Below are 14,500 nucleotides of genomic sequence, written 5' to 3'. Positions count from 1 at the left end.
AATTACCAATGCCAATAGAAAAGCAGGTTGAATTTAAAAAGCTCGCCGATGCATTGCCTTTTCAAACTTTTGCCGAGTTACAACAATCGCTTAAAGATAAAAAAGTCAGCTTTGGCGTAGACCCGCTGGCGGCGGCAGAATGGTCAGCCGTTTACAATTCCAGAGTAAATAAAATTTTTATCTCATCGCTATCCGTGCTGTTAATTCTCGCGGCGCTTGCGGCAATCCTTGTGGCATTGGTAACCAGAGAGTTCCGGTTACTGCTTGCTGTACCGATTCAAATTGTGGTGTTTTATCTTGCCAATGCAAATTCAGCCATCAGATTATGGGTGACGGTTGGCGGGGTTGTGTCGCTGATTTTCTTCTTCAATCTCTTATTAAATGATATGCCGATTGCCGCAACCCTGGTGGCTTACGCGGGACTTACGTTTGCGGCAGTGCGGGCTTCGAGTTCGCTCATGAACGCCTCGTTTCGCAAAGCGTTGGCGTCAAGTGAATCATTATTTATTCAATCTTTCATGGCGGGCGCTTGCACGGTGAGGAATAACCGGACGAAAACGGTTTACCAACATCAACGATGATAAAACAACCAATAAAACTTTCCCTTTTTAATCCGATTTCGACAGGTTGCTTAAACAGCAGGTAAAATCTAGAATCGGAAAACCGAAACGAGAATAAATTCATTCAAAGAGAATTCGTTGTGAATAGCGAGAATAAGCAAAATAATGATTCATCATCGGTTGATCGAGATATTGAATTGCTCGACGCCATACCGGTGACCAATGCCAAACGGCGATACCCCTGGGCGATGATTGTGGTGATTTTTCTGTTTATCTTCATCCCTTTTCTGTCGTGGTATGGTTCATGGTTTGGTCGTCCGCTTTCAGATGAAAAAATTCAGCAATATCTAACCGACAAAGAAAAACCCCGCAATGTGCAACACGCGCTTTCTTACATCGGCAACAAAATTATCGAGGGCGATCAGTCAGTGCAGCGATGGTATCCGTTGATTGTAGCGACCGCAAAAAATGAAGCGCCGCAGGTTCGTAAAATGGCAGCGTGGACGATGGGACAGGACAATCAATCTCAGGAGTTTCATCAATCGCTGCTTGAGTTGTTGCAGGATGCCAACGCCGGGGTTCGCCATAACGCCGCTTTACAACTGGTTCGTTTCAATGACCCATCGGGGCGCAAAGAATTGCTTGCCATGCTTGAATCGCAAACTCTCAGAGCAGAAACCGATGGCGAGATTGAACTCCTGATCTCCGAAGAAGGTCGCGCCATTTCCGAAAACACCCCGCTTGCCAGAATTAAAAAAGCCGATGGGCAAATCGTCGAAGTTCGCTCGACTGACGATGCGCGCATTCAAGCGATACTCGTTGCCGATAAATCAACGGTTAAAATCGGCGATGAGTTGATTACCATCGCGCCGTCTGTCGAACAGGCATTTGAAACCTTGAAGGCGTTATACCTTGTCGGACAAACGGAAGATATTCCCGCAATTCAACGCTACACCGGACAGATGACCGGAATGTCTGATGCGGTGCGACAACAGGCTTTGAACACGCTGGAAGCGATTCGTAAACGAAACGGAAGATAAAGTGAGAAGATGAAAATAAATATTGTTGGTGGTGGTCCCGCAGGATTGTATTTTGCGATTTTGATGAAGCGACAAGACCCTGGGCGCGACATCACCATTTTTGAGCGCGATAAAGCCAGTGACACCTTCGGGTGGGGAATCGTTTTTTCCGACCGCACATTTTCATATCTTGAAGAAAGTGATGAGCCTTCGTTTAAAGAAATTCTCGCCAACTGTGAAATCTGGGACAACGTTGACATTGTTCATCGCGGAGAAAAAATCAGCGTCTATGGCAATCACTTCTCAGGCATTGCGCGAATTACTTTTTTAAATATTTTGCAACGCCGGTGCGCGGAACTCGGCGTTAATCTCAGGTTCAGCACGAATATTACTGATGTCGAAACCATCAAGGATGCCGATTTAATCGTTGGCGCAGACGGCGCGAACAGTTTGGTTCGTCGCACCTATAGCGATGCCTTTCAGCCGTCAATTGCAGTGCGCCATAATAAATATATCTGGCTTGGCACGCATCAACTTTTTCATGGCTTGACGCTGACCTTCCGGGAAAACCAAGCCGGGCTTTTCATTGCCCATTCTTATAAATTCAATAAAACGACCAGCACGTTTATCGTTGAATGCAGTGAAGCCGTATGGCAACAGGCCGGGTTGAATGAAATGAATGAAGCGCAAACCTGCAACTATCTGGAAGCGGTTTTTAAAGACGACTTGCAGGGACACCGTTTGCTAACCAACAACTTCGTCAAATGGCTCAATTTTTTACTGGTGAAAAATCAACACTGGCATCATCGGAATATCGTGCTGCTTGGGGACGCTTTGCATACGGCGCATTTTTCTATCGGGTCGGGCACGAAACTCGCGCTCGAAGATGCCATCGCCCTCGCGCAATCATTCGCGCCTGGCAAAGAGGTGCCGGAAACCCTGGTTGATTTCGAGAATACTCGTAAACCATTTGTTGATGATTTACAGGACGCGGCTTATGCCAGTCTGATTTTATTTGAAAACGCCAAAGACGAACTCAAGCTTGAACCGATACCTTTTGCTTATAAATTCATGACGCGGAGTAAAAAAATCAATCACGAACGCCTGCGTCGGCGCGACCCGAATTTCATCGCAGCTTACGAAAACTGGCTGCGGCAGAACGGTTGAACCGGGTCGCTTCAATTCAATCGCTAATTTCAACCTCGCCTTCAATCTCAACCGGAATGTCGAAAGGAAGTTCGGCAAGTCCGACGGCGCTACGCGCGTGTGCGCCAATCACCAAACCGTAAAGTTCAAGTATCAAATCCGAAAAGCCATTGATGACGTTCGGTTGTCGATTGAAACCGGGTGCAGAATTAACCATGCCGAAAATTCTTACCCAGGCGGTGACGCGGTCGAGGTCGCCAAGCGCGCGTTTAAGGCTGCCAAGTATGGAAAGCGCCGTAAGCCGCGCTGCCCGGTAACCTTGTTCAACGGTTAATTCGCGCCCCACTTTGCCGAGCGGTTCAGCCAGCGAGCCATCAGGATTTTGTGGCCCGTGTCCTGAAATAATTGCCCGCTTGCCGTTGAGTCTGACAAATTCAAATGGCAAAACGATGCCCGGAGGCGGAGTCAGTGGTGGCGGTAAAACCAATCCAAGTTCATTCAGTCGGTCTTCGATTTTAGACATGGTTATTAACCTTTTTCATTTTAAATAAATTTGCCTGCTGAATTGGCAATGCTTGTAAAGCAAACCATAGTTATTTCACGAGGAGTCGCAAACATTTTCGTTGAATTATTCACCCCTGCAAGGCTTTCAATATTCTAATCGACTGGGAGTGCGATTGCGCCAAGCTGCTGAAACATCGTCATAAAATCGAAATTGTTCCAGGCTTCGATAATTTTTCCATCCTTCACGCGAACAATCGTCATGCCGGTAAATTCGACGGGCTTGCCGGTTGGTGAAATGCCTAATCCTTCGCCGGTATGAGTGGCGATTACTTTACAACGAGCGGCGATTTTATCGCCTTCTTCCACGGTATCTTCGACCATCACCCGGATGTCCGGAAAGGCATTGCGAAAGCTTTCATAGAAAGGTTTATAGCCTTGGGGCCCGCAAAGCTCATTGCCTTGTTGGTCTGTGAGTCCATGAGCAATGCCCTCACAATCAAACATTTCGTCAATCGCTTCGGCTCGCCCCTGATTCCAGACCGTTTCAAACCAACGATGCAATAAGGTGTCGTTTTGGGTCATTGGTAACTCTCCTTTTTTCAGGCTAATTTCCCGCGACGTCATGGCGTTAGTTTCAGAATTGAAAAATACTTTACTCCCGGATTTCAAAGGAAACAATTCAGCTTTAGGTTTTAATTTGCTTTTGAAACAAAATGAAATCTAATCCTGAGCGTCGCTGATTGATACGACGTCGCTGCTTTGCGTGCCGGTGGCGAATGCCAGTTTTTTGCCGTCTTTCGACCAGCCAAATGAAAAAATTCGTTCGGGTTTCCAGAAGGTCAGTTGTTTCGGCGGGCTGCCATCAAGAGGTTGAATCCAGATATTTCCCGCAGGGTTTTGCAATGGCGCAAACGCCAACCCTTGCCCGTCAGGTGTCCAGGCGTACCGTGCGCCCATCGTCGGCAAATCGCCAATCACGCGGGGTTCGCCACCGCCAATCGGCATGACCGCCCATTTAATCGGCGCGGTTGAATTGGCACGATAATAAAAGGCAAGCGCTTTCCCGTTGGGCGAAACCGTTGGATAGGTAAGCAAGCTATCGGGCAGATTACCGAATATCCGTTCAGCCTCACCGCCACCGATTCCGACGCGGAAAAGCTGTGCCGATGAAGATTTAAAGACAACCTGCTGACCGTCCGGTGTGATGCTTGGCTGGATGTCTTCAAAGCCGCCGGTTAATTCCAAAGGATTTCTGCCGTCAACATCAATTCTCCAGATATGCGCACGTCCGGCGCGGTTGGATGCGAAAACCACATAACGTCCGTCGGGTGACCCCACCGGTTGAATGATAAAGCCCTGATGCGTGGTTAAGGCGCGCGGTTCACTGCCATCCAAATCGGTTATCCACAAATTCTGTTCACCGGGCGCAAGCCGCGTGAAAACGATTTTATCGTCCGGTGTCCACGACAAACCGTTAATGCCGTCGTAATTGGAAAAGGTAATTTGCCTGACGCTGTTTAGGTCATCCATTGAGGCGATGTTGATGTTGGCTTTCCGTTCGGCTTGCACGGCAATCACCGTTTTGCCATCGCGGGTGACGCTCATATCGCGGTAGTCGTTTAAATCATTGGTGATTTTTCGCGCCGCGCCCGACGGAAAGTCAATGTGCCAGATTTGATAGACGAATCCGGTTCCCTGTTTAGCCGCTGCCGCAATCAAGCCGCTCCCATCCGACAACCATTCGGGGCGTCCGACCTCTTCAAAGCGTTCAGAAGTCAATGGGCGCGACGCGCCACTGTCTGTATCAAATCCCCAAATGGTTTCGTACCTGCCATCCGATGCCGGAATGCCGACCGTGCAGGCGATGGTTTTACCATCCGGCGACCAGGCGGGCGGAGGCACATCCCATTCGGGCGCTAACACGAAAGAATCCGGTTGAATTGAGGTGTCGGCTTGAGGCGAGGCAGCGAGTTTTTTTTCCTGTGTGCCATCCGCGTTGGCAACGATGAGGGCGCGGTCTTGCGCGCTGAATCGCAGGAAAGCGATATGCGCATCATCAGGCGCTAGCGCAGGAGGCGAATCCACGCCTTCGGAAATTTTCAATGGCTCTCCGCCCAAAGCCGCCAGTCGATAAAGCGTTCCCGGACGATTCTTTCCCCGACTGGTGTAATAAAGATAATTTCCATCGTGTGTAAAAGTCAGACCGTAAAACTGCGTCTGTGTCGGTGACGTGAGTTGCAAATCTTTGCCCGTGCCGAGTTGCCGCAGCCACAGGCTTTGCTGATTGGCTTGGTTCACCACAAACGCCAGATATTTTCCGTCCGGCGAAACCGCGACTTTCCAGACGTTCCCTGTGGTTGTCAACTTTGCCAGATTCACCTTTTCAAAAGCAATTTTTGCAGGGCGCATCCAGAAAAAAAACAGAGCCGCGAGCGCGGTTGCGATGATGATTAACCCGACGGTAAGCCATTGCGGTTTTAGGCGCTGACTGAGCGATTCGGTTATTGGTTTTTCGGCGGCGGTTGGTTGTTCGCGTTCTTCCGGTGTGTCGTCAACCTCTTCCTTGTAGCTGACGTTCATTTTGGTTTTTTCACGCACGAGAATCAGTTCATCCGAAAACCCGTCTTCCCATTCTTTGACTTCCGCCGTAAACCGATAGCCGCGTCGCGGAATGGTTTCGATATACTCGCCGCCGAGAGCTTTGCGAAGCGTGTAGATATTTTGCGTGAGATTTGCTTCTTCGACAAAGTTGTTTGCCCAAAGGCGATTCATCAAATCATCCTTCTCCACCACATCGCCCCGGTGTTCAAGCAAAATCAACAACGTCTCAACCGCCTTTGCCTTGAGCGCCACAACCTCTCCGTCGCGCAGCAGACGGCGGTTGACTGAATCAATCCGAAAATCGCCAAACTCATAGAAACGCTTGATTTGTTTACCCATAAAGCGGTTGAGAAACAGTTGATAAAAAATTGAAACGCCGTTGAAGATTTTTATTTCGCGTTTCGCCGATAATCGCCTCCACGCTTGAAAAGCGAGTCATTCTAGCACGAAAAGTTTTCGGCAAAAAAGCATAGGAAAACGGTTATGAAGAAAACCAGAAGAGCAAAAATCACCATTGAAAAAGAGCGTCTTTGGCTCATCAGCCGCAGACCGTCGCCAGGCATCCGCTGTCAGTTATGCCAAGTTGAAGTCAAAATGGTTGACCTGCAAGAAGCCGCCGCGATTGCCAAAGCCAGCCAGCGCGAACTATTCCGCCGCGTCGAAAACGGCTCGCTTCATTTTGCCGAAAATGCCGATGGCACTCTGTTGATTTGCCTCGCATCGCTCAGGCAAAACTTTTTCGGGTGTGAATGACCTCGGACGCAACATCAAACTGATTAGGAGAGTTTATGAATATTAAAAAAATTTGGTTATCAATTTTGCAATCCCTCACCTTGTTGTTGGTCGTTTTCGTTATACACGGTTTCGGACAAAGCGCGGGTGATTATCACAAGGTGGAAATTTTCGGCGGTTATTCACTGGCTGCAACCAAAACCATCACTGAAAGCGTGACCTTTACCAGTCCGGGCGGAAGCCAGACTTTTAGCGACCTGTGCAGTAGCGCAACCGGCGAGATGATTGGCGGAAACCTCCAGAAATTCTTCTGCGACCGGCGCAGCTTCAACGGATTTGATGCTTCGATTACTTTCAATCTGTCGAAATACTTTGGCATCAAAGGCGATTTCACGGGACATTTCAAAGACGACCGATTTGATGATAACTTCACACCGCCGGGCGTAACCCAAACCATCACGACCAGAGAACGGCTTTACAATTTTCTTGTCGGCGTGCAGGTCAAAAACAACAGCAAGGAGGCGCAAATCAAACCGTTCGCTCACGCGCTCATCGGCGCGGCGCGTTACACAGACCGACAGGCGCAGGTGTTAGACCTGTTTCCACAATTCAATTTTGACGGGCAGGATCGTGAGACGAGTTTTGCCATGAAACTCGGCGGCGGAATTGATATTCGCGCCGGAAAGCGGATTGATGTTCGGGTATTCGAGATTGACTACCATCCGATATTTGCAGGTGACCGCAATTGGAAAGTGATTTCGGGACCATTCAACCCAATTTCATCGACGGGAAGACGAAGCGATAATATAACATTCAGTTTCGGTATCGTGATTCACTGATTCGATTTGGCGCATCGGGCAATAATTCAAAATCATCACCATGCGCGAACCTGTTCGGGATGAATGAAATTGAAAGGGCGAAGGATTTGTCCTCGCCCTTTATTTCTGCCTGCAAGCGTTTATCAATGATAAAACCCCGTCTTGCAAACGGGCATTTCCCGAAACCGGATTCGACCTCAAGCATTTTAATGTCAATCGCCATCGGCTAAAAGGCATCATCAATTTCTGCCGGACATTACACCGCCGTCAACATTCCACACCGCTCCGGTTACCCAGGAGGCTTTGTCCGAGAGCAAAAAGACAATGGTTTCGGCTACGTCTTGGGCTGTCCCAATGCGCCCGATGGGGTGAAAAGCATTAAAGCCCTGCAAGGTTTCGTGAACTTTCGACGGTTCAATGAATGCCTCATAAATCGTCGTTTCGACGACGGCGGGGGCAACCGCGTTTACGCGAATGTTGGCGTCGGCAAGTTCCATTGCCAGGTGTTGCGTTAAAGAATGAAGTCCGGCTTTTGCCATTGAATAAGCCGAACTGGGTGTGGCTTTAACCGCTTGATGCGCCCACATTGAGCCGACATTGACGATTGCGCCGCCTTGTTTCTCTGCGGTCATATTTTTTGCGGCTTGCTGAGTGACAAAGAAACTGCTGCGATTAATCTCCAAATAGCTGTCGTAATCGTTTGGCGTGTGTTCGAGAAACGATTTGGGCAGAAAAACGCCAGCCGAATTAACCAGCAAATTGACCCTGGGCAATTCTTCGGCAATGCGCTGTACCAGATTGGCGCTTTCGTCGCGGTTCGCCAAATCGCTTTGCCAGGCGGTGATGTCGCCAAGATGCTGTAACGCGGCAACTGTCGCCGCAAGTTTTTGTTGATGGCGTCCGACAACCGTAACTTTTGCATTGCCTTCGAGCAAGAGTCGCGCGGTTTCGCGTCCGATGCCGCTATTGCCGCCAATGATCAACGCCGTTTTATTTTCAAAATCATTCATAATGTTCTCCTGGTTGTTTTCGATTTAAAACCGGAGAACTATAATCGTTACTGCCTCACACCAACAGTCTGCACTTTTTGGTGAGGTAGGCACTTTGCGGTGTATATTATGGCAAACACAGAAGAAAAAAAGTTATCGACAACGACGATTTACGAAAGCGTCATCGGTTGCAAATGGTCGCGGCAGATTTTATTTTCGATTGCCCAAGGGGTTGATCGTCCCGGCGCGATGACCAGAGCCATCGAAGGGTTGACGACGAAAGTTCAGACTGATTGTCTGCGAAGAATGACCGGTTTCGGCATCATCGAGCGACTCAGTTTTTCCGAAGTTCCGCCGCGAGTCGAATACAAGCTCACGGGAATCGGAAAAAAATTACTTGAAATTCTCAAACAAGTGGAAGAACTGCAATACGAAATCGAAGTACAAAAGAAACCATAAAAGTTTTAGCTTTTCGGCGATAAATCACAAAAGCCAACCAGCGCCTCGCATCGGCGAGACTGCGCGGAGCACTCAAAATACGATAAGAAATTCGCTTCGCGTCCTCCGCTGGATGTCATCTTTAGTCCCAGTTGCGAATATCACATTAGAATTAAAAGGTCGTGTCTGAAGATGCCATTCGGCTCACAAGTCCCTCATATTCTTCCAAGTCAAATCCTGTCTCCTTATATATCTTGCGTTTTCTCCTTATGACAATTTGTTGATATATCCCTGTAGGAGATGCTTCTTGAAGAGTAACAGCAAAGTATGCGTAACTAACCAACAAGACCCCCAAGCCTATGAGGTATGTCCAAGGCTCCATCACATTCCAAGTGAAAATGTAAATTGAAATAGCTAAGCCCAAATATACCAAACCCAAAAAAGAAAGATATATCCATAACCTTCGACGCGCTTGTTTCTCAGCCTTGAGATCCAATATGACTTTTCTCCTTTTATACTCTTCCCTAGTTAAATGCAAAACCTCACCAAGCTGATTAACTTTTTCTTGTAAGGATTCGCGTACTTTCTGTTCTTCTTGCAATCGCTGATCGGTACTCAAAAGTTTTTCTTCTTGTGTTTGTATCATCTCTTGGAGGGATCCAATTGCTGCCTGTTTCTGATCTGCGTCTGTCTTAAAATGTAGAGCTTCTCTCTTATGGTGTTCAGATTCTTCAGATAATTCCTTTAGTCTCTGAGAGGCTTTCTGATATTCCTCAACCAGCGCCTCTCTTACAAGTTCAATATCCTTCTCTGCATCTGCCTCTCTTGATAGTTTTTGACGAAGTGCCTCGTTAATTAAGATAGCGGTCACGGTTTCTTTCGGGATATCACCAACGTTTTCAAATCTTCCCAATGCCTCAAGAATACGAATCGTAACTCGCTCTGCTTGTGGATCAAACTCTTGGAAGAGAAATGGTAGCCGCATACTACTGAGCAATGCTTCTTCAAACTCTGGTGTTCTAGCTATCCAGAATTGAAGCAAGTTTATGAGGGTTGTCGGATGAATACAAATTGGAATGTTCTCTTCCGAACCACGTCGTTTGAACTCGTCGTAACCCATGAAACGGTAATCAACTGTTACAATCCAATAATGAGCATCAAGTGGTGACTCTATCCTAGTAGGGCGTTTGTCTTGTACAAAGTGCCAGAGGATAATATCGTGCTCCAGTTGTTCGTAAGTCTTGGTCTTGCCTTTCAAATTTTTTTGATGATTCAAGGCTACGTTGATGTCATCAATTACACGCTGATCAGTTTTGTAATTATCAAGTCTTTCATTATAAAGATCAGCTCCTCTTGATCTAATGATAGTGATTAAGTCTCTAACATAGGGATTGATGTATAGTTCTGCGCTTGGTGGGGCATTATCCTTTAACGAGTCACGAATGAACTTTTGTGCCATTCCGCTAAGGGGTGTTTCTAAAGCGGCTTCGGCCAGATTCGGTGTCAGTCTCAAATCTTTAATGTTCAACTCCACCGCTGTCAATACGCGTCTTGTTTCGTCTAAAGTCGGTGGCAGCACAAATAGTTTTACTGAAACTTTACCCGTAAGATGCTTAACCGTTTGAGTCAATAGAAGAGCGGCTTCATTAGAAGGATTCTCGTGAAGACCTAGTACTGAGAATAAGAAATTTGTGTCAATGAAGAATGTAAATGAAGGTCTCAGGTTGGCCATTTTTGTCAACGAGCTTAAAGTTTCTTCGCGAAGGTTACTGGCTTCGAGAAAAAACCAAGCATTTAAAGACCGCAGTATATATGAGCGAACATCGGGGTTCTTCGGATTCAAGAATATGTTAAGAGCAGCGCGAAAGGGTTTATGAAACTCAGGAGGATAGTTCTGGAGAAAATCCTCAAATTTGATTGTATGAAGGTTTGTATGTGTTCCCGATATCAAATTGTAAGTGTTGGCCCCAATATCACGAACCAATGGTAGAAGGAATTGTTCATTAAACTTTTGCCAAGCGTCTTGAGGGTCAAGAGAGGAGCAATGCTGCTGAATAGCCGCTGTGAAAATCTTTTTTGCCTCGTACTCAATTCTCTCTGCCTCTGCCAGATCTTTTTCGAATTGAGTAATAAAACTTTCTGATATTTTGAAAAGTTCGCCAGGTAAAGACACTAGAACCCCAGTTGAAAGCAATGTGCTCAACTGACTTCTAGCCCTGGCTCTGTCTATGTCTATTTGAAAGTACGTGTGTATACCACTTAAAATCTCGTCGTAGGTCGGATTGTTGCTAGATAACCAAACAGAGGCAACAATGAGCCGCTGGATAGCCTTATCCCACCAGCCAGCCTTGTTAAGCTCTACATAATGGACCAATGATACCAATTCGCGAGGCAAAGGCGCTTGAGACATAGGAAATCTCCTGAATCATCTTTTAGATATTAATACGTGATCAACTCATATTCTGGGACTAACATGATATAGACGCACCTGCATCTAATTCCGACTTGCTATTAATCAATAACCGCATATCGTTTTCATGTTTCCATTAAATCAATTGAGTTTTGTGAGCAATTCCGCATCGATTTATAGGCTATTGCCTGAGAACCGTCAAGTTTATTTAATCAATACTCAGGACAGCTTTTGAAAAATAGAAATATCAATTGCCACGCGCTGAAGCACGCGACAACTGATAAAAAAAATTGTCCGAACCATTGTTAATCGAAGGTCAACCATTATCTCTAAATTATTGGATGAGGTTCGTAATTTGATGCGAACGCGACACTATGGCTATCGAACCGAACAGACCTGGGTTTATGGAATGACAAGCAATCTTTTTTTGGGCTTGTGAATTCATTAGAGATGTATCACTGCGGTTTAACGGTTATCTTATCTCAGCAAAAAGCCATGTCTTAACGGGTCTTCGGGGTCGATGAAAAATTCAAGGCGTCCGGTGAGGTTCGCTGTGCCTTCGACTTCGGGAATGATAGCCGCATGATTGCCAAACGTCGTTTCTTTAACAACTCGTCCGGTGAAACGGCTGCCGATTATACTTTCGATTTTGATGGATTCACCCGATTTGATTTCACCCCTCGCATGATGAATCGCCAGTCGGGCGCTGACGCCTGTTCCTGTGGGCGAGCGGTCAACTTCGCCTTCGGCAAACACACAGACATTGCTGCTGTGAGCATCCGGTGAATGTGGTTTATCAATGAAAATCGTGCCGTATAAAAAACTCAAATCCGCTTCAAACGGATGAGTGATGGCGCGCGTTGCCATCACTGCGCGTTTAATCTGCATGCCCTTTTCAATCAGGGCGCGAAAATCTTTGGGCGCGCAAGTCAATCCAACCTCTGCGGCTTGAACGAACGCATAAAACGCGCCGCCAAATGCTAAATCATAACGCACGCGACCAAGCTCAGGCACTTCGACCCATTCATCCAACGCCAGCACAAATGACGGGACATTATGAAAATGGACGCTGCGCACCCGCCCGTCTTTCACTCTCGCGTGTGAAGTCACTAACCCTGCGGGCGTATCAATCCGAATAGTCGTTTCGGGTTCACGCATCGCCAGCATGCCGGTTTCAAGCGCAACCGTAGTGATGCCGATGATGCCGTGACCGCACATGGTGGAAAAGCCTTCGTTATGAATGAAGAGAATGCCGAGGTCTGCATGTTCAGATACCGGAGGCGTAATCAGGCATCCGTACATATCGGCGTGACCGCGCGGTTCCCACATCAACGCGGTTCTGAGATGGTCGAAATTTTCTTTGGCATAACGACGGCGTTCGAGAATGGTGTCACCCTTGAGTTCGGGAAAGCCGCCGGTGATGACGCGAAACGGTTCGCCTGCGGTGTGCGCGTCTATTGCGGTGATGCGCTGCCAATGTTCGGGAGGATTCCAGTTCATACGGTCATCGGTAGCCGATAACCGACTACGGATTTAAAGCAACGCCTGTGCGGTTTTCCCATTCGGAAGTGTCCATCATTTGAATGGCGTCCCAGGGGCAGCCTTCAAGGAAAGTGCCATCGGGTCCTTTGCTGGTACAGAGCTTGCAGCCGATGCAGAGGTTGGGGTCAACTTCGATGCGTCCGAGCGGAAAATAATCGGCGTCGGGAACCCAGAACATACAGGCTTCTACCGGGCAATATTCGGCGCATGCAGGCGACCCTGCACAACCCGTGCAATTGTCCATAATCACGGCAATGATTTTAGGCTTCTTTTTTCTGAGGTCAGGTCGACCGTGCGACATAGGCTCACGTTTTACCAACCCTTCGACTACCGCTGTAGCTTCCATTCAGACTCTCCTAAATTTATTGATTGAGACAACTGCCGGTGAAGTGAATCCAATTTGACTTTGAAAATTTATCATAAAAAAAGCGGATGACAAACCAACACATTAACAAATTGGTAAATTGGTTGTGCCTTTGTCTCTATGCTAAGATTGCCGCGCTTTATTAACCCGAAAATGAAATGGTTTTGTTGCATCAAAATTTAGTTTTGCTCAAGGAGAAAATTTCGTGAAAAAAATTTTATTCATTATTTTTATCATCGCCAGTGTTTTGCCACCTTCATATGCTCAAAAGCAAAAAACTGATCAACCGGTTAGTCGTATGGTTATCGGGTCCTGCGTTCAGCAAGGCAAAGCGCAACCCATCTGGGAAAAAATGGTCGAGCAAAAACCGCAACTCAGTTTACTCATCGGCGATAATATTTACGGCGACACCGAAGATATGAATGTTTTAAAACAGAAATACGAAATGCTTGCCGGGGAAAAAGGCTTTCAAAAATTCAAAAAAACCGCGCCGATTTTAGCGACCTGGGATGATCACGATTATGGATTGAATGATGGCGGCGCAAATTACCCTGCGCGAGTCGAATCACAAAAAGTATTCCTGGATTTTTGGGGCGAGCCGAAAGATTCGCCGCGTCGCGGACGTGAAGGCGTTTATGATGCCAAAGTATTTGGCACGGAGGGCAAGCGCGTGCAAATCATTCTCCTGGACACCCGCTATTTTCGTTCTCCCTTGAAACGCTGCACATCGTGCGCGCCCAATCAAGGTCGTTATGAACCCGATAATGACTCGACCAAAACCATGCTCGGTGACGCGCAATGGAAATGGCTCGAAGAACAGTTGCGCGTTCCCGCTGAAGTGCGCATCATCGCCTCGAGCATTCAATTGATAGCCGAAGATCACGGCTGGGAGAAATGGGGCAACCTGCCGCTCGAACGTCAACGATTTTTCAATCTGGTTCGTGACACCAAAGCGAGCGGCGTCATCGTCATCAGCGGCGACCGCCACCTGGCAGAACTCTCGATGATTGATGCAGGTGTCGGCTACCCGATTTATGATTTAACCGCGAGTGGGTTGAATAACGCTTCACCGAACTGGCGAAAATATGAAACCAACCGTCATCGCATCGGCACTATGAACTGGGGAAATAATTTCGGCATGATTGCTATAGATTGGTCGAAACCCGATCCGGTTATCGCTCTGAGAATCCTCGATGAAGATGGCGACATCAACATTCAACGAAAAATCCGCTTGAGCACGCTCCAACCGGGCATGATTAAGTAATGAGGATGAGTGATGAGTGATGAGGAAAAGTGAAAAGTAGAGATATTATTGCAAGAATTCATTATTGATAATGGGCTTCTGTGACACACCGGTCAGGTAACTCTAAATCCTCC

General features: G+C 47.3%; 14 protein-coding genes. 7 read left to right on the top strand and 7 right to left on the bottom strand.

The annotated features are described in order from the left end of the window. Positions 1 to 8: 8 nt before the first annotated feature. The 3 genes from AB1757_18745 to AB1757_18735 all read left to right on the top strand — a co-directional run bounded on the left by AB1757_18745 (position 9) and on the right by AB1757_18735 (position 2,746). On the top strand, positions 9 to 581 hold the full coding sequence (locus tag AB1757_18745; GenBank protein MEW6129084.1) for a hypothetical protein: 573 nt from the start codon (positions 9 to 11) through the stop codon (positions 579 to 581). Between the two features lie 119 nt (positions 582 to 700). Further along, a complete protein-coding gene (locus tag AB1757_18740; protein MEW6129083.1) occupies positions 701 to 1,600 on the top strand; it encodes a HEAT repeat domain-containing protein in 900 nt (299 codons plus the stop codon). Positions 1,601 to 1,609: 9 nt separating this feature from the next. After that, positions 1,610 to 2,746 carry an FAD-dependent monooxygenase gene (locus AB1757_18735; protein ID MEW6129082.1) on the top strand — a complete coding sequence of 379 codons (1,137 nt, stop codon included), beginning with the start codon at positions 1,610 to 1,612 and terminating at the stop codon, positions 2,744 to 2,746. A gap of 16 nt (positions 2,747 to 2,762) precedes the next feature. Here AB1757_18735 and AB1757_18730 read toward each other — a convergent pair whose 3' ends face one another. The 3 genes from AB1757_18730 to AB1757_18720 form a co-directional block, all read right to left on the bottom strand. Then, positions 2,763 to 3,248 (bottom strand): RidA family protein, encoded by a 486-nt coding sequence (locus tag AB1757_18730; GenBank protein MEW6129081.1) that lies wholly within the window; start codon positions 3,246 to 3,248, stop codon positions 2,763 to 2,765. 134 nt (positions 3,249 to 3,382) lie between these two features. Next, a complete protein-coding gene (locus tag AB1757_18725) occupies positions 3,383 to 3,811 on the bottom strand; it encodes an ester cyclase (protein MEW6129080.1) in 429 nt (142 codons plus the stop codon). A gap of 138 nt (positions 3,812 to 3,949) precedes the next feature. Next, the gene (locus AB1757_18720) at positions 3,950 to 6,169 is read right to left on the bottom strand and encodes a winged helix-turn-helix domain-containing protein (GenBank protein ID MEW6129079.1); all 2,220 of its coding nucleotides are present in this window, start codon (positions 6,167 to 6,169) and stop codon (positions 3,950 to 3,952) included. Positions 6,170 to 6,313: 144 nt separating this feature from the next. On the opposite strand from AB1757_18720, the gene AB1757_18715 reads away from it, so the two are divergent. Beyond that, on the top strand, positions 6,314 to 6,583 hold the full coding sequence (locus AB1757_18715; GenBank protein MEW6129078.1) for a hypothetical protein: 270 nt from the start codon (positions 6,314 to 6,316) through the stop codon (positions 6,581 to 6,583). A gap of 35 nt (positions 6,584 to 6,618) precedes the next feature. Next, complete coding sequence (locus AB1757_18710; GenBank protein MEW6129077.1) at positions 6,619 to 7,401, top strand: hypothetical protein; 783 nt, start codon at positions 6,619 to 6,621, stop codon at positions 7,399 to 7,401. Between the two features lie 218 nt (positions 7,402 to 7,619). Here AB1757_18710 and AB1757_18705 read toward each other — a convergent pair whose 3' ends face one another. Continuing rightward, a complete protein-coding gene (locus AB1757_18705) occupies positions 7,620 to 8,390 on the bottom strand; it encodes an SDR family oxidoreductase (protein ID MEW6129076.1) in 771 nt (256 codons plus the stop codon). Between the two features lie 108 nt (positions 8,391 to 8,498). Here AB1757_18705 and AB1757_18700 point away from each other — a divergent pair, with 108 nt between their 5' ends. Continuing rightward, positions 8,499 to 8,828 carry a helix-turn-helix domain-containing protein gene (locus AB1757_18700; GenBank protein ID MEW6129075.1) on the top strand — a complete coding sequence of 110 codons (330 nt, stop codon included), beginning with the start codon at positions 8,499 to 8,501 and terminating at the stop codon, positions 8,826 to 8,828. Positions 8,829 to 8,979: 151 nt separating this feature from the next. On the opposite strand, the gene AB1757_18695 is transcribed toward AB1757_18700, so the two are convergent. The 3 genes from AB1757_18695 to AB1757_18685 form a co-directional block, all read right to left on the bottom strand. Next, the gene (locus tag AB1757_18695; protein MEW6129074.1) at positions 8,980 to 11,217 is read right to left on the bottom strand and encodes a hypothetical protein; all 2,238 of its coding nucleotides are present in this window, start codon (positions 11,215 to 11,217) and stop codon (positions 8,980 to 8,982) included. A gap of 477 nt (positions 11,218 to 11,694) precedes the next feature. Next, positions 11,695 to 12,717, bottom strand: coding sequence for a proline racemase family protein (locus AB1757_18690; protein ID MEW6129073.1), 1,023 nt, complete (start codon positions 12,715 to 12,717; stop codon positions 11,695 to 11,697). A 25-nt stretch (positions 12,718 to 12,742) separates the two neighbouring features. Further along, the gene (locus tag AB1757_18685) at positions 12,743 to 13,105 is read right to left on the bottom strand and encodes a 4Fe-4S ferredoxin (protein ID MEW6129072.1); all 363 of its coding nucleotides are present in this window, start codon (positions 13,103 to 13,105) and stop codon (positions 12,743 to 12,745) included. A 223-nt stretch (positions 13,106 to 13,328) separates the two neighbouring features. On the opposite strand from AB1757_18685, the gene AB1757_18680 reads away from it, so the two are divergent. After that, a complete protein-coding gene (locus AB1757_18680; protein MEW6129071.1) occupies positions 13,329 to 14,387 on the top strand; it encodes an alkaline phosphatase D family protein in 1,059 nt (352 codons plus the stop codon). Positions 14,388 to 14,500: the final 113 nt, after the last annotated feature.

This window comes from Acidobacteriota bacterium (genome assembly GCA_040754075.1).
GTDB lineage: Bacteria > Acidobacteriota > Blastocatellia > UBA7656 > UBA7656 > JBFMDH01.
This window is presented reverse-complemented; position numbering and strand designations above follow the sequence as displayed.

Coding starts and splice junctions, on each gene's coding strand:
- AB1757_18745 (MEW6129084.1), top strand. CDS start 9: ATGCCAATAGAAAAGCAGGTTGAATTTAAAAAGCTCGCCGATGCATTG.
- AB1757_18735 (MEW6129082.1), top strand. CDS start 1,610: ATGAAAATAAATATTGTTGGTGGTGGTCCCGCAGGATTGTATTTTGCG.
- AB1757_18730 (MEW6129081.1), bottom strand. CDS start 3,248: ATGTCTAAAATCGAAGACCGACTGAATGAACTTGGATTGGTTTTACCG.
- AB1757_18725 (MEW6129080.1), bottom strand. CDS start 3,811: ATGACCCAAAACGACACCTTATTGCATCGTTGGTTTGAAACGGTCTGG.
- AB1757_18720 (MEW6129079.1), bottom strand. CDS start 6,169: ATGGGTAAACAAATCAAGCGTTTCTATGAGTTTGGCGATTTTCGGATT.
- AB1757_18715 (MEW6129078.1), top strand. CDS start 6,314: ATGAAGAAAACCAGAAGAGCAAAAATCACCATTGAAAAAGAGCGTCTT.
- AB1757_18710 (MEW6129077.1), top strand. CDS start 6,619: ATGAATATTAAAAAAATTTGGTTATCAATTTTGCAATCCCTCACCTTG.
- AB1757_18705 (MEW6129076.1), bottom strand. CDS start 8,390: ATGAATGATTTTGAAAATAAAACGGCGTTGATCATTGGCGGCAATAGC.
- AB1757_18700 (MEW6129075.1), top strand. CDS start 8,499: ATGGCAAACACAGAAGAAAAAAAGTTATCGACAACGACGATTTACGAA.
- AB1757_18695 (MEW6129074.1), bottom strand. CDS start 11,217: ATGTCTCAAGCGCCTTTGCCTCGCGAATTGGTATCATTGGTCCATTAT.
- AB1757_18690 (MEW6129073.1), bottom strand. CDS start 12,717: ATGAACTGGAATCCTCCCGAACATTGGCAGCGCATCACCGCAATAGAC.
- AB1757_18685 (MEW6129072.1), bottom strand. CDS start 13,105: ATGGAAGCTACAGCGGTAGTCGAAGGGTTGGTAAAACGTGAGCCTATG.